Source organism: Streptococcus infantis, from assembly GCF_047463275.1.
Classification (GTDB): Bacteria; Bacillota; Bacilli; order Lactobacillales; family Streptococcaceae; genus Streptococcus; species Streptococcus infantis_AF.
On sequence record NZ_JASHEE010000002.1, the window covers coordinates 148137 to 163056 of the forward strand.

At 36.2% G+C, this 14920-nt stretch carries 16 protein-coding genes; 1 reads left to right on the forward strand and 15 read right to left on the reverse strand.

What is annotated here, in order from left to right; translation table 11 throughout:
- Positions 1-5 precede the first annotated feature (5 nt).
- From QM923_RS03435 to QM923_RS03480, 10 genes are all read right to left on the reverse strand, one after another.
- Positions 6-932 (reverse strand): metal ABC transporter solute-binding protein, Zn/Mn family, encoded by a 927-nt coding sequence (locus QM923_RS03435; protein ID WP_414290881.1) that lies wholly within the window; start codon positions 930-932, stop codon positions 6-8.
- A gap of 133 nt (positions 933-1065) precedes the next feature.
- Entirely contained in the window at positions 1066-2031 is a 966-nt protein-coding gene (locus QM923_RS03440) for a hypothetical protein (RefSeq protein WP_414290882.1), read from the reverse strand.
- 157 nt (positions 2032-2188) lie between these two features.
- Positions 2189-3100 carry a bifunctional riboflavin kinase/FAD synthetase gene (locus QM923_RS03445; RefSeq protein ID WP_414290883.1) on the reverse strand — a complete coding sequence of 304 codons (912 nt, stop codon included), beginning with the start codon at positions 3098-3100 and terminating at the stop codon, positions 2189-2191.
- Between the two features lie 54 nt (positions 3101-3154).
- Positions 3155-4138, reverse strand: a complete 984-nt coding sequence (locus QM923_RS03450) for a dihydroorotate dehydrogenase (RefSeq protein WP_414290884.1) — start codon at positions 4136-4138, stop codon at positions 3155-3157.
- On the reverse strand, positions 4101-4901 hold the full coding sequence (locus QM923_RS03455; RefSeq protein WP_414290885.1) for a dihydroorotate dehydrogenase electron transfer subunit: 801 nt from the start codon (positions 4899-4901) through the stop codon (positions 4101-4103). The genes QM923_RS03450 and QM923_RS03455 overlap by 38 nt, the downstream gene beginning before the upstream one ends.
- 248 nt (positions 4902-5149) lie before the next feature.
- A complete protein-coding gene (locus tag QM923_RS03460; RefSeq protein ID WP_414290886.1) occupies positions 5150-5839 on the reverse strand; it encodes a sugar phosphate nucleotidyltransferase in 690 nt (229 codons plus the stop codon).
- A 12-nt stretch (positions 5840-5851) separates the two neighbouring features.
- Positions 5852-6730 (reverse strand): DMT family transporter, encoded by an 879-nt coding sequence (locus tag QM923_RS03465; RefSeq protein ID WP_414287193.1) that lies wholly within the window; start codon positions 6728-6730, stop codon positions 5852-5854.
- Positions 6720-7589 (reverse strand): phosphotransferase, encoded by an 870-nt coding sequence (locus QM923_RS03470; RefSeq protein WP_414290887.1) that lies wholly within the window; start codon positions 7587-7589, stop codon positions 6720-6722. The genes QM923_RS03465 and QM923_RS03470 overlap by 11 nt, the downstream gene beginning before the upstream one ends.
- Positions 7590-7602: 13 nt before the next feature.
- Positions 7603-8625: a ribitol-5-phosphate dehydrogenase gene (locus QM923_RS03475; protein WP_414290888.1), complete on the reverse strand. Its 1023-nt coding sequence runs from the start codon at positions 8623-8625 to the stop codon at positions 7603-7605.
- Between the two features lie 4 nt (positions 8626-8629).
- A complete protein-coding gene (locus QM923_RS03480; RefSeq protein ID WP_414290889.1) occupies positions 8630-9337 on the reverse strand; it encodes an IspD/TarI family cytidylyltransferase in 708 nt (235 codons plus the stop codon).
- A gap of 312 nt (positions 9338-9649) precedes the next feature.
- Between QM923_RS03480 and QM923_RS03485 the strand changes: the two genes are divergently transcribed.
- Complete coding sequence (locus QM923_RS03485) at positions 9650-9949, forward strand: YbaB/EbfC family nucleoid-associated protein (RefSeq protein WP_142557396.1); 300 nt, start codon at positions 9650-9652, stop codon at positions 9947-9949.
- 46 nt (positions 9950-9995) lie between these two features.
- On the opposite strand, the gene QM923_RS03490 is transcribed toward QM923_RS03485, so the two are convergent.
- From QM923_RS03490 to QM923_RS03510, 5 genes are all read right to left on the reverse strand, one after another.
- Positions 9996-11759, reverse strand: coding sequence for a glycerophosphoryl diester phosphodiesterase membrane domain-containing protein (locus QM923_RS03490; protein WP_414290890.1), 1764 nt, complete (start codon positions 11757-11759; stop codon positions 9996-9998).
- A gap of 8 nt (positions 11760-11767) precedes the next feature.
- A complete protein-coding gene (locus QM923_RS03495; RefSeq protein ID WP_414290891.1) occupies positions 11768-12358 on the reverse strand; it encodes a 3'-5' exonuclease in 591 nt (196 codons plus the stop codon).
- Positions 12359-12427: 69 nt separating this feature from the next.
- Positions 12428-12919, reverse strand: a complete 492-nt coding sequence (locus tag QM923_RS03500) for a DUF536 domain-containing protein (RefSeq protein ID WP_414290892.1) — start codon at positions 12917-12919, stop codon at positions 12428-12430.
- A gap of 193 nt (positions 12920-13112) precedes the next feature.
- A complete protein-coding gene (gene truB, locus QM923_RS03505) occupies positions 13113-13991 on the reverse strand; it encodes a tRNA pseudouridine(55) synthase TruB (RefSeq protein ID WP_414290893.1) in 879 nt (292 codons plus the stop codon).
- A 165-nt stretch (positions 13992-14156) separates the two neighbouring features.
- On the reverse strand, positions 14157-14918 hold the full coding sequence (locus QM923_RS03510) for a hypothetical protein (protein WP_414290894.1): 762 nt from the start codon (positions 14916-14918) through the stop codon (positions 14157-14159).
- Positions 14919-14920: the final 2 nt, after the last annotated feature.

Below are 14920 nucleotides of genomic sequence, written 5' to 3' on the forward strand. Positions count from 1 at the left end.
TTTCCTCATTTCAATTCTTCTGCTAGTATTGCAATATCCTCTTCTAAATTATCTAAATAAGACTTATCATTTTGTGGGTCTGCCTCTAAAGGATTGAGAGTTTTAAGACTCACACCTGTTGACTTGATAAGCGTTTCAGCTACTTTAGACGAAGCATTGCTCTCTGTAAAAATAGTTTTAACTTTATAGGTCTTAACAAATTCTTGGATTTCAGTCAGTTGTCTTGGGCTTGGTTCTTGATCAGGAGATATTCCTGCAATCCCAAGCTGATTTAGTCCAAATCGTTTTGCCAAATATGAAAAGGCTGTGTGTTGGGTCACAAATGTCTTTTGATTAGCCTTTTCAAAGATGGGTTGGTATTTCTTAGTCAAATCGTGAGCCTTGGCACTAAAATTCTGTGCATTTTTCTGATAGGTGTCTTTGTTAGCACTGTCCAGTTCGGATAACTTATCAGCGATAATCTGTGCTTCTTCGGCAACTTTTTCAGGATCCAACCAAGTGTGAGGATCATACAAGGTTTTCTCATCAATCCCATCTCCTGCCTGCATATCTTCTAAGCCAGGCACGCGCTCCAAGGTCATACCTTCTGATGCTTCTAAGACCTTTACCTTAGACTTTTGCAGGCTTGCATCTAGACTACCCGCCCAAGACTCTAAGGTATGAGAATGATAAACAAATACATCCGCATCATAGATGGCTGCAATATCATTTGCCGAAGGTTCAAAGGAATGAATACCAGAACTCGACTGAATCATCCGAACATCATTTAGGTCACCCGAAATTTCTTTGACCATGGCATAGACAGGATAAAAACTAGTCACAATCTTCATTCCATGAGATTCATTGACATCTTTTTGCTTATCTTGACTACAAGCTCCCAAAAATAAAATAAATATAGAAGATAGCAAACATATTAGTATTTTCTTTTTCACTAGAACTCCTTAACTAGTATTTAACCATTTAATTAACTAGTAAACATTCTACCACCTTAAATTTAAGATGTCAACTGATAAATCTGATTTTTACTTTTTTCCAAAAAAAAGCATCGATAAACGATGCTTGGTTTTAAACTCCGATATGAATATCTGGGAATTTCTCAATGATAAGATCCCAGAGTTCATCCAATTGTTCTTGAACTGTCTTAGTAGTTTTAATAGTTAAGTAATGTTTCTTTTTGCTATCCTTGACAATATAGCACAATTGATAAATTTTATTTCTGATGAGATTACGTTGGTATGTTGTTGAGACCAGATAAAGCTGTTGAACATTATTTAGATTGATTGCTTGAGTCCCTTTAAAATAAGTGATGAGATGATTTTTATAAAGGATTACCTTTAGACTCTCATCATAAAATTCTGCCAAACCAGCTAGATTTTCAACATTTCCTTGCAATTCAGGATAGGCTTGATAAAGCTCTTCAAAAGCTGCGATAGATTTTTTACGAAGAAGAAAGGCACTCACTAATGTGACTAAGCCAATTCCTCCAAAAATTGCTGCTCCAATGATATAATACCAACCATCACGTGAATGTTCAGTCAAGCTAAGATATATACTTGTATTCATGTTAAGATACACAGTAGAATTATGATCCAAAATAGAATCAATAAAAGCAGATAAGTCTACAATTCTATTATTACGTGATTTATTAACATTTGTACCAAGAGGTTGCAACTGAGTACCAATGAGGGTTCCTGGGTTCTCTTCCAGAGTACCTGCTTTGGCTTGATCAATGATTTTTTTAATAGCTTCATCATCTTCTTTAGCCTCAACAACAGCAAACTGTCCGTCTCCCTCCTTGCTATATTGTACCAGGTAAATGACACTTCCACCATCTACATCACCTACAACTTCTGGATACATATCATAGATAGTCATCTTTGCTTCTTTACCTGAACGAGTATCCTCTCCAAATGAATTCATTGGATGTTGATGAAGATACCACATGAAGCCCATTACACCAGCTACTATAAAAAATACTAGTGAAAGAACAAGTCCAGAAACAAAACCCTTATTTCGTTTTTCCCTAAACATAATCGTCTCCTTTTGTTTGATATTTAAATTATATCAAACAAAAAGTATTTTTTCAACTTTCACTCTAAAATCATTATAACTATAGCACTATGTATATTTTTTAATTCAAGCGTCGGTAATAAAAAAGTTTGAGATAAATCCCAAACTTCTATAAACTTTATTTTCTAGCTATTTTCTCATCACTTTCAAGTTGGTCAACCAGTTGTTCAACACTATCAAATTTTACCATATCTCGGATACGATCTAACCAATAGACGGTCACTGTTTCACCATAAATATCTTCATCAAAATCAAAGATATTCACTTCAAAACGCTCTTCCTCTCCATCAAAAGTAACGTTCTTCCCGACACTGGCCATTCCTCGATAGAGTTTTCTCTTGATTTCGATATCAACGGTATAGACACCATCTGCCGGCATATAAGTACGATCCAAGAGCACGAGATTGGCAGTTGGATAACCGATTGTTCGACCACGAGCATTACCATGTACGACTATTCCTCTTGTGGGAAGTGGACTTCCAAGCAGCTGACCTGCTTCTTTCACATTCCCTTCAAGGATCGCTTGTCGAATACGAGTAGAGCTAATCTTTCCTTTTTCATCTTCTACAGCAGGAACTACAACTACTTCTCCATCAAAGATTTCTTTTAAATCTTCTGCTGATTTTCTATCTGAACCTAAACTATAGTCAAATCCAACTACAATGGTATCTGCTTTAACTTCTTTGACAAAAGTATCTACGAACTCTTGGGCAGTCATATTAGCGATACGACTTGAGAAGTCCATTAAATAAAGATTTTCAACACCAGCACGTTTAAACTTACGTTCACGTTCTTCTGCATTCAGGATATGAAGTAAATTTTCTGGTGAATAGGGTTTTAAGGTTAATTTTGGTGATTCATGAAAGGTAATTAAAGCAACGCTTAATCTCTTCTTAGCAGCAATTTCACCAGCAATACTAAATAATTTTTGATGTCCTAGATGAATACCATCAAAATATCCTAATACAAGGACGGTTGGACCTGGTGTTGCAATGTCTTTTTCAGTTTTTATAGGTATTGTTACAATCATAGTCATATTATACCAGAAAGAAGAAGGCATTCAAAATATTACGAATTTAAAAAACTATAAGCTACTTTTTACTTCTTTTCTCAATTGCTCCAGAGTTTCGATATTATATTTGTCCATGACTTTTGGTAGGTTATCAATGATATCAGGACAGGCATAAGGATTGGTAAAGTTTGCTGTACCGACTCCTATTGCTGAGGCACCCGCCAAATACATTTCAATTGCAGCTTCAGCTGAATCAACTCCTCCCATACCAATGATTGGAAGATTAGTTGTTTGAGCTACTTGACGGATTAGTTTAAGAGCTACCGGAAAGACTGCAGGCCCAGACATTCCACCAGTACCATTGGCGATGATTGGTTTTCTAGTTTTGAGATCAAAGCGCATACCAACAAGGGTGTTGATCATAGTGAGACCACTAGCACCTGCATCCTCTACTGCTTTTGCAATGGTCACGATATCAGTTACACTTGGTGTCAATTTAACGTAAACTGGCACTGATGAAGCCTCTACGGCTGCTTTTACCACATCATAAGCCAAATCTGGGTCTTGCCCAATCAAAAGTCCGTGATTCCCATGATCGACGTTTGGACAAGAAATATTGAGCTCAATGGCTTTCACGTTAGGTGCCTTGGAAATACCACTAGAAACGGCTGCGTATTCTTGCTTTGAAAATCCAGCAACATTTGCGATTATTGGAAGATTGGGATATTCCCTTTGCAACCAAGGTAATTTTTCAGAGAGAACGGCATCTAGTCCTGGATTTTGTAGACCAATGGCATTGAGCATGCCTGCAGGTGTTTCTGCCACTCGTGGAGTAGGATTACCAAAACGTGGTTCGAGGGTTGTAGCCTTAATCATGATAGATCCTAAAAGGTCCAAATCATAGTATTTGGCATACTCTTGTCCGAAACCAAAACAGCCTGAAGCAGGAATGATAGGATTCTTTAGTTCTAAGCCTGGTAGAGAGACTTGTAATCGATTTGTAGTCATGACACTCTCCTTATAAAACAACAGTTCCTGTTTTAAATACAGGCCCATCTTCACACACACGTTGACTAACTGTTTCACTATCTGGTACTTTCAATACGCAAGCGTAGCAAGCCCCCATGCCACAGGCCATACGAGATTCTAGAGATAGATAAGCTCTTGGATGGTCATGGAAGGTTTGATTGATATATTTCATCATACCAGGTGCACCGCAAGAGTAGATGGCATCAAATTCAGTGTCAAATTCGTTAATCACTACCGATACGTTTCCTTTAATACCATAAGATCCATCATCAGTCGTTACAAAGACCTGACTAAATCTGGATAATTCATCTTCCAAAATAACAGCATCTTTAGTAGCGAATCCTAAAACAGTTATTATTTCAACACCTCTCTCATGTAGTTGTTTAGCTACTTCGAGTAAGGGCGGCACTCCTATTCCACCACCAACTATAAGAACACGATTCTGCTTGTCTAAATTAGATAAATCAAAGCCATTTCCTTGAGGTCCCATAACATCTAAGTTATCACCTGTTTTTAAGCTTGAAAAGATTGCTGTCCCTGCTCCTTCAACTCGATAGATAAGTCTGCATTGCTTAGTCGCCTTATCAATTGATGAAATCGAAATTGGACGACGTAAGAGATGGGCATCATCAGGTACACGCAAATGAAGAAATTGGCCCGCTTTCATAGCTTCGACCATCTCTCCTTCAAGTACTAACTCAAAGATTGCTGGCGCGATTTCCTCCTGAGATACTACTCTCATAACTTCCAAGCGAATGGCACCCATTCGTTTTTTACAATTTGGATTCATAACTTTTCCTCCTTAAATTTTAAGGGGATCAGATAAAGAAAAACCTTGCGCTTGCAAGGTTTCAGTTAAGATATTTACACAAAAGTAGCAAATAAGCACTTGCTTACTTGTTTCCATTGTAGCTTCTTTTCTCTGACACCTTGTGAGTCTCTCTGGACTACCCTTAAAGGTTAAATTTTTACTAGTATACTGTATCAAACCTAAAAAGTCAAGTAAAAATAGGTAAGGTATCAGTTCATAAAAGTTGCTTATTTTTGTGAAGAAAGAATCTTTTCTAATTTTTGATAATCTTTAACACTGTCAATTTCATAGATAGAATTTTCTTCCAATTCCTCTACGTAAACATCCAATTCTTTGATGTTATCTTTGACCATGTTGTCCCAATAGAGGTCAACAAACTCGCCACTTGCATATGCCTTGTCAATAAATCCAACAATTTTGTCAGCTGTGGGAGCATCCCAGAATGATACACCACTCAAGATGCGTCCATTTTTGCTATCGACAATAATATCTTGAACTTTGTAATCATCTCCGTAAACTAGGAACCACTCATTATCACAATCTTCACGATAAACACTGAAATAAGTTGAACGTTCGATATCATTACGGAACATATTTTTGAAAAGATAGTTATCCGCATCAATAACGTAGCTGTTAGCCAATTCTTCTTTTACCAAGTAAAGAGAATAGAAGTTATTGTAATCAGCAAACTTATCGTTGAAGACCAAACGAACACCGTATTTTTCTTTAAGGTAGTCGAATTGTTCTTTTAAATAACCTACAACGATGATAATGTCATCAATTCCACGTTCCTTTAAAAATTCAATTTGATATTCAACCAAAGGTTTTTCATTAACCTTGACCAAGGCTTTGGGAGTATTTTCTGTCATGGGTCTCAAACGAGTTCCCAATCCCGCTGCTAAGATAATCGCTTTCACGCGTTTTCTCCTTTATTCTTTAATAATAATATAAACACCAGCCATTACGATAAGGGAAGTAATGATGGTCAGCAAATTAAGGGGCGAACCCAAGAAAATTGCTGCAAATAAAACAGTCCATACTACATAACTCACATTTAAACCTGTTGCTTTTGCTGGCTGCAATCGATTGATAGCAATGTAGTAGGCAAGGTAAGAAATCATGTTACATGCTGCAAAGATAATCAAAAGTCCAAATAATTGTCCATTTGCCACTTCCGCAAATGAATGATGCGAGAAGAGAACAATAACAAGATAGGACAAGAAAGATGTGACTTGTCGTATCAAGAGTGCTTCGAGTTCACTGAGTTCACTTTCCATAGCAAATGAGCTGAGAACACTTTCACTTCCCCAAGCAAGGGCACAGATCAAGGCACAGAGGATACCAATATAGAATGAATTGACCTGTTCAACCTTGTAGGTCTGAGCAATAATTCCTGCAATGATTAATAAAATTCCAAATACTGTATTCTTCGAAACCTTATGCTTAAGAATAAAGAAGGCAAGAAGGACAGAAACCGCAGGATAAATAGCTGAAACCGAGGAGGCCAAAGAACTACCAATATACTTGACCGCATAGAGATTGGCTTGCATTCCAATTGGCCCAGCCAATAGTGCTCCGATAATAACACTGACATTTCGAATGTTCAAGAAGATTGAAAAACGTACCTTCCCTTCTTTAACTAGAAGATATCCTAGCAAGATAAAAATACTAAGAAAGTCGTGCGCTGCTGCTACTACAAAAGGTGACAAGTCAGTAAATATAGAGAAGATATAAGCACTAATGGTTAGCCCTAATCCCCAAAAAATACCTGATATAAGTCCAAAGGAAACTCCATTTTTAGTCTTCATCAATACCTCCCTGAGACTGCAATTCTTTTACAGCTCTATTATAACGAGTGATTCCATAATCTCCAAAATCTGCACCATTTTCTTCTTTGTAGATAGTCCAGAGACTCCAAATAATATCTTGCAATATTTTATAAATACGGATCTTCTCACGAGAAACAGGCGTCTTTTCACTCTCGTAATGAGCTAGGAAGTCTTCCTCTTCCTCTGGAGTAAATTCAGACTCTAAAAAGAGAGCTGCAAGGTCCCACATTGGGTCGTTCATGGAAGAATATTCCCAATCAATCAGATAAAGATGCCCATCTGGTGCTTCAATAAAATTTTCAGGAACCAAATCAATATGACATGATTTCTTCTCAATTCCGATTTGTTCAAGCTCTTCTTTCAGAGAAAATACTGATTTTCTGACAGCTTCATAGTTTGGATAGTAAATCTCTCCTTGAATCAAGGATTCATATTTTTTGATTTCATCAAAAGGAGCAAACTCTCCTTTTAATTCTTTACCAGAAGCATGGATCGTTTGTAGAATGGGAGCAATCTTTTCAAATTTGGTTTTAATGGTAGCTGAATCAAGTGTCTCAGCATTTTCAATGTATTGATTAACTTTGATACCAGCTTCAATATCAAAAAGATAATTCTCTACATCTAATTTCAAATCTTTCAACAATTCAAGATTGAACTTTTCATTCTTGCGGTCGATTAATTTTTCTGTACCTTTACCGAAAAACTTAACGATATATCGATTTGAGGATGTTTGAACCAAGTAGTTTTGATTGGTCATTCCACCCAACTGTTCAACGCTCTGAATTTCTTCATCACCTGATAATATAGAGGCAATCTTTTCTTTAACGATTTCCTTCATAATCTTCCCCTCATTAGACTTCCCACTTAAATACTGTCTTGAAGGCAGTATTAAGGTCTGTTGCAAAAACTCGATGAATATCTTTAATCTCTCTTACTGGTTCTTCTAGATAAATAATATTTTTCAAACGATTGGCAAACTTCTTAATCTCCATCATTTGGATAGCATTTTCAAAGTCAACTCTTCCAGAACGAGAAGATCCAACTAATAACAAGCCTTTTTCCAATGAATCACGAGTGTTGATATTGACCTTATACTCACTAACACCCATCATCATAATGATACCTTGTGGTTTAATATAGCGAATCAAGTCATTAATAGCAGGTCCACATCCATCACCACCACAGCATTCGAAACCATGGTCAAAACTAAGATCCTCTGGAATATTATCAGTAATGTATAGCTCTTTAGCAAACGAAAAGAGTTCTAATTTCTCCCAGTGACGTCCGATAACAATAATCTCTGCTTCAGGCAAAGTGTAATTGATAATATTGGCCATGACAAAAGCTAAACTTCCATCACCAATGACAGCGATGCGTTGACGTCTGCTGTGAGATACCGTCATGAAACGATTCATAGCATGCATGCCAACACTGACAAACTCTGTAATGGCAGCAACTGTATCTTCGATATCTTCGTAAGCGACCACACGATCCTTAGGCAGAGAAACGAATTCTCGCATGAATCCATCATAACCACTTGAAAGGAAATATGTTCCAGTCATGTAATTTTCATAGAATTCCTCATCACTTTGCATAGGTGGTTGATTTGGAATCATAACAACTTTCTGACCAATTTTGTAGGTACCTGTTGGATCAGAAATGACCGTACCACAAGACTCGTGAATCATAGCCATTGGTAGTTTTTTCGCTAAAATTTTTGGATCGCGTTTACCTTGGTAGTAACGTTGATCCGCGTGACAAACTGCCATGTAATTTGGTCGGATGAGGATATGATTCTCTTGATCAATTTCTTCTTCCTGATATTTAATATTAATAAATTTTGGTTTTGTCAGTTGATAAATTTGATTAATCATGTCTCTAGTCTTTCTCAATCATGCTTTTAGCAATCTTCAAGTCTGTAACTGTTGTAATTTTAAGGTTTGAGTATTCACCTTTTGCTAATGCTACATCTTTACCCTTAATGACAAAGATTTTACATGCATCTGTCAAAATTTCTTTTTCTTCTGCTGATAAAGAACCATAGAGGTCAATAAAGTCCTTACAACGGAAGGTTTGTGGAGTTTGGCCTTGATAGAGATGCGCACGATTTGGAATGTCTGTGATAAACTGACCATTTGTACTTTCAACAATGGTATCCACAGCTTCAACTACAGTATCAACAGCATCATGATTTTGTGCAAGAGCGATATTGTCTTGAATCATTCGAAGTGTGATAAAGGGACGAACTGAGTCATGAGTGACCACGATATCATCTTCTGTGATTGGACGGTATGCATCAATAGCTTCGATGATCTTTTCAATACTAGAATTTCGATCAGCACCACCTTTTGTGATAATGATACGCTCCTTATGGAGCGGAAGGAATTTTTCAACTAAATCCTCTGCGTGTGTCACCCAGTCTCCGTGAACTCCAACTACAATCTTTTCAATAGTTGGCTCTAAGACAAATTTTTCAATTGTATGGATTAGGATTGGGCGGTCTCCCAACTCAAGAAATTGTTTGGGTAAGTTACTAATACCCATGCGCGTGCCGGTTCCACCTGCTAAAATTCCAGCGTAAATCATTTTGATACTCCTTTGGTTTATTCTAAAAACTCATTCTCTACCATTATATCATAATCTTGCACTATCATGAAGCAAATACTAGTTCTCTCTAGTTAAAAACTAATGATGCGAGCACTTTATGCTTAGAGTATTTAAGAAATGAATCCTTGTATTCTTAACTCTCGGTTAATATAGAGTTCTTCAGAATAATATAGAAAGCTTAAAGAAACCTTAAACTGTTGACATATCTATCCTGAGATTTAAATTAGACTTTTCTAGTTAAAATTGTTAAAATAAAATGGAAAATAAAAGAAAAGGAAGCTAACTACCGCCATGATGAATATGCAAAACATGATGCGTCAAGCTCAAAAACTTCAAAAACAAATGGAGCAAAGCCAAGCTGAACTAGCTGCTACAGAATTTGTTGGGACTTCTGCTCAAAACCTTGTAACTGCTACCTTGACAGGTGATAAAAAAGTTGTAAAAATTGATTTTGATCCTGCAGTTGTAGATGCCGAGGATATTGAAACACTTTCAGATATGACTGTCCAAGCACTCAATGCTGCTCTTGAACAAATTGATGAAACTACTAAAAAGAAACTTGGAGCATTTGCTGGTAAGTTACCATTTTAATTATATTCTCAAAAAGAGGCTGGTTTACAGCCTCTTTTAAATTATGTTAATAAGCAAAGAACTCAGTTGCTTTATTTAGCAATAAGTCACTATATTCTGGGTCTTCCTGAGCCGTTACTAGTTCTTCTTTTATGTTTTCCAAGTCGTCCGTAATCATTCCGTCAACACCTAGGTGAAAAGACTTATTAAATGATTCCGAACTATTGATTGTCCATACATAGAGTTTTTGCTCAGTATTCCATAGTTTCGTCACAAAGTATTCATCTAAAGTAGAATACTCCATTGTGTAGCCTGTAGCAACCGTTCTAGGAAAAACAGAATTATAGGGAAGAATAAAGTAGACAGGAATATCCTTGTCATACTCTCTCACTTTTTCAACAACCTTATAATCTAATGATTGCATTTGATGACCATAAACCTTAATTTTTGCACCGTATTTGTCTAGAAAATGTTCCATCATCTGCGGGCTATCTTTGTGGCTGGTCTTAATTTCAATGAGAAGTTTCTGATGTAATTCATTTGCACGAGTCAGATAATCATCGAAACTTGAAATCTTTGTCTCATAACCATTCTCATGAATGTCAATCTTCTTTAACTCTTCTAAGGTCAAATCCTGTGGTGTTTTATTAATACCAGCTAGGCCTTTAAGATTAGCATCATGCATCATAACAAATTGACCATCTTTAGTCTCCTGAATATCCATCTCGATTAAATCTGGTTTTAATTGAGATGTTTTTTCTAGGGATTGAATGGTATTTTGTACACCATTACCATTTGATACACCACGGTGTGAAATCACAAGCGGTGGATTGACTACAGGAGCTTCTAGATAATTATATCCTTCAATCGCAAAGAAAATACTTGCACACACCATGACCCCCCATCTCATGATATGGTCCTTCTCAAGTCTTGGCATAATATCAAGTTCTTCTCCCGTTAAGAAAGATGTGAATTTGACAAGGAAATAGGTCAGTGCCATATAGTGGAAATTTTTGATAAGAACAAAATTGCAAATAGCAAGGAGTAAAGACTCTCTCTGAGTAAGGCTATCCACTATATACTGGATTGATAGTAAAGGGATGAGAGGAAGATAGAAGAATAGATTGGTTTTTACAATAATTAAGAATAAATGCCAGGCATAAAACCAAAAATAATTTCTAGTTTTATCCAAACTATAAATGATCGCTTCCTTGACCGTCATCTTTTCATAAAAGACCTTAGGTAGAGTGAACATCAAGCGAACAGAAACATAGAAGAATAAGAGTGATAAGATAATAATGGCTATCCACCACATCCAGTACTTATCTTCCATGTAGGTTTGAATAAACTCTGGTATAACGATTTTATTGAAATAATAAATCTTAAATATCTTCCTGATAAAAGGAAATAGCATTGCTACAAATAAAAAGATAAACAAAGCTTTTGAAATAGTCATCTTTTTCATAAAAGCAAGGCTTTCACGAAATACTTTTCGACTATATTCTATAAGAGTCCTTTTTTCGTGATATAGGAGGTGGCGAGCTCCAATAAAGAGAATACTAAGTTGAAAATAGGCTACTAGTAGATTGATGGCTATTAAGATTACGAAGCCAAGACTGACAATGGGAGCATTTTTTATTATCTCAAAAATATTGTTGTAGGAAATAAACAAATATCCAGTCTGACTTAGTAAAAATCCAGCTATCACTGAGTTTAGTGGCAACCAGATATAGTCAACCAACATAAAGATTAGAAAGAATAGAAAGAGGATTTTATCTAGATTAAGGTAAATCTTTTTAAAACCCAATTTTTTCGGTTTTTCAGGTTTCATAAAAACTCCTAATCAAAAAGTTGTGATAAATCCAAAGCACCAAATGGATTCGAATTGAGACTAGTTTGAGAATTGAGTAAGAGTCTACTCTCATCTGACTCCAGAAAAGCTTCATACACTCGAGCAGTCATACGAGCATCCTCTAAACTATTATGAGATTGTCCTTTAAAACCTAGAAAATTAGCCACAGTTTGTAATTTTAGATTAGCAATTCCATGAAGATCAGAACTACGTCGCTCCAGTGATTCATTATAGACATCAACTAGATATTGCTGACTATAGTCAAATCCATGCTCTAGTAGAATTGGTAAATCACTTTTTGCTGCATTATAACCAACAAGGGGTAAATCACCAACAAAATCTTGAAAATTTTGCAGGACTTCTTCTACCTTTGGTGCGCCTTTCAATGTCTCTGAAGTAATCCCCGTCAAACCATTAATAAAACTCTTCAAAGGAACATCAGTGTAGACATAAGAGTCGAATGTCCCTACTTCTTCACCTTCTTTAAAATGCACTGCTGATACTTGAATCAAATGAGTCTTATCCTGGTGTTTATTGAATTCTAAATCAAATGAAATATATTCTCTTAATGTTTCCATCTTATCAATCCTTATTGATTTGTAAAAAGAAACTACCTGGTCTAGTCCTAGAAACCAAGCAGTTTTTTCTTATTTTCCAAATAAGCGAGCAAAGAAGCCTTTCTTCGATGCCTGAACTTCTTGCTTAGCTTGATCCAACTCCAACTGAAGTGTTTCTTGATCCTTCATAGCTTGAAGGGTTAACTGTTGTTGTTGATCCAATTGCTTATCTTTTTCAGCGATTTGACGGTCTTTTACACGTATCTGTTCATCTTTTTCAGACAGTTGCTTATCTTTAGCTTTCAATTGCTCATAAAGACGGATAATTTCAGCGTTCTTTTCATCAACAAGAATTTCCATGAGCTCTCGTTGCTTAACTTCATCACTAACTGGTTCATCTTCAAAGATAGTCTTTTTGTAGATTTCTTCAAGTTTGATCAATCCACTGCGAGTAACAACAGTAACACCCTTGTCGTTTTTTGTAATATCTTCTTCTGGTAATTCTTTGACACGATTATTGATTGCTTGTCGGGATAGTCCCAAGACCTCAGCAATCTCACTGACAGTCATTTCAATACTCATAATATCCTCTATTTTTCTCTAGCTTTTCTTAAATTTAATCTTATCATAAGTAATCAAAACTGTCAAATAACACTGTATTTTCAAAGGTTTTTTAAGACATAAAATGTAAAAACTATTTATCGGCTACTATTTTAAAAAGATGAGAACATCTCATCTTTCTACTAAAAAAAAAAATCGTGTAATCAGTAAAATTTTAAGAGAAAACCTTTCTTGGTTTGTAGAGATGTTCACGTTTTTCGAGAATAGCAAGAAGTCGTTCCCCTTCAAAAGCAGCTACTTCTTTTACTGTATGCTCTAACTCAATAAAGCGGCCAAATCGGACTTCCTCTGCCTGTTCCGGAGTAAGATAAACCTTAACTAAATTCCCTGTCCCAATCTCGAGTGGATGGAGAAAGTCCAGTTGTCCAGCCTCTACTTTTTCTGCAATTTCTTCCAAGGTCAAGGAATCTTCTAGCATTAAACCTGCAGCACTAGTCCGCATCAAATGCGACATATGAGCCGCATAACCAAGTTTTTCTCCCAAGTCAACTGATAAGGTACGGATATAAGTTCCCTTGCTACATTTTACTCGGAAGGTAAAATGCGCAAGTTTATCCTCGTAGCAAATCGGACTGGTTCTTTCAAAACTATAAATGGTTACCTGACGTTCTGGACGCTCGACTTCCTGACCAGCACGCGCATACTCATAGAGCTTGCGACCATTGACCTTGACAGCCGAATACATAGGTGGTATCTGAATGATAGGTCCAGTCAGACTAGCAATGGCTTCATCGACAAGCTTTTCATCCAGTGGAGACAAAACAGGAGTCTCTGCGACAAGTTCCCCACTAGCATCCTCGGTCGTTGTTGAATATCCCAGAGTGATTTCCCCCTCGTAGACCTTGCCCTCATCCTGCATGAACTCAACCATGCGAGTCGCCTTCCCTACAGCAATGGGTAAAACACCCACCACATCAGGATCCAAGGTCCCACCATGACCAATCTTCTTAGTCCCTAAAATCTTACGCAATTTAAAAACCGCATCATGCGAGGTCATCCCTGCTTCTTTTTTTAAGTTTATAATACCGTTCATTTTTTGCTTTCTAATTTCGCTTTCTCATCATGTGAATAATACAGTTTTTTAATGCGTTCCAGTATCATTTAAACCATCCTCTCATGCCTTTAATTAGGGTGTTAGCATCTTTTTAATATTTCTTTTAATGTAGTAACAATAATAAATCAATAGGTAAATAATCTACTATTCACCTCTATCTCTCCAATTCTTTATGATAGTATAAATAAAATGTATCAGTATTGCTACTAAAAATGCGAACAAAGGGCGTAATGATACCAAACTGATACCCACAACAAAGAAGGCTGATAAAAAATAAATGATAAACGCCTCTAACTTAGATGGTCTTCTAGCCTCTGGAAGCATATCTAAATGTTCCTTCGTTAGAGCTGAGCGATTAGTGAATTGATAAAAGAAACGATATCTTGCAGATAAAGAATCAATATCTAAAAAGTCATATCCCCTAATATAATCAATTACGTAAAACATCAGTAAATTGTCAATTTCGTCAATATTTTCAGTATAGAGAGAAAAGTTTCTCTTTCCAGCAATTGCAATATTACTTTCAGCATAAACGGCAATCGGAATGCCATCTTTTGTGACAGGTGAAATATCTCCTTTACTACCTGAACCTACACACTTCATTTCATAGTTATTTAAATTAAATTGAAAAACTCCATGCCAGTATGCTTGTTCCCATAAATGTTCAAATCTTTTTTCCTCATAATAAATCAAATCCTTATTTAACCCTCTTGCGACTATTCTTTTTCTTTTAGAAATATATTCTGATTCTTTCAAGACAAGAATTTCTACATCTTTTGCATAGAGACGATAACCTTCATCTTCTTGAACGATTTCAATTCTTTCAGTCCAAAGTTCATCATCAGGTAATTTTGACTCAAGGATAAATCCTTCTGAGTTTCCACGTAATTGTAATTGTATTTCCATGT